We start from the raw sequence: 679 nt of genomic DNA on the forward strand, positions 1-679 counted from the left end.
AGAATTCGACTTCACCTGCCAGGAAGTGGCGGCGGGCAAGCCGCTCGCGCAGGTCCAGGGCCTGAGCTACCGCGCCGCCGACGGCTCGATCGAGCATAACGAGGCGCGTCCGATCCTCGAGAACATGGACGAGCTGCCGTTCGTGGCGCCGGTCTATCAGCGCGACCTGAAGATCGACAACTACTTCATCGGCTACCTGAAGCATCCGTACGTGTCGATCTACACGGGCCGCGGCTGCCGTTCGAAGTGCACGTTCTGCCTGTGGCCGCAGACGGTGGGCGGGCACCGCTACCGCACGCGCTCGGTGGAAAACGTGCTGGAGGAAGTGAAGTGGATCCGCGACAACATGCCGGAAGTCAAGGAGATCATGTTCGACGACGACACCTTCACCGACTTCAAGCCGCGCGTCGAGGAGATCGCGCGTGGGCTGGGCAAGCTGGGCGTGACGTGGTCGTGCAACGCGAAGGCGAACGTGCCGTACTCGACGCTGAAGATCATGAAGGAGAACGGCCTGCGGCTGTTGCTGGTGGGCTACGAATCGGGCGACGACCAGATCCTGCTGAACATCAAGAAGGGGCTGCGCACGGACATCGCGCGACGCTTTAGCGAAGACTGCCGCAAGCTGGACATCAAGATTCACGGCACGTTTATCCTGGGCCTGCCGGGCGAGACGAAGGAC

At 62.7% G+C, this 679-nt stretch carries 1 protein-coding gene; it reads left to right on the top strand.

Annotation, left to right across the window (positions count from 1 at the left end; genetic code table 11):
* Window positions 1-679 (top strand): radical SAM protein (locus AC1ECK_RS36640; RefSeq protein ID WP_480328186.1); only part of this gene is annotated, 679 nt, incomplete at both ends.

This window comes from Paraburkholderia sp. SSBN10T, assembly GCF_056619545.1.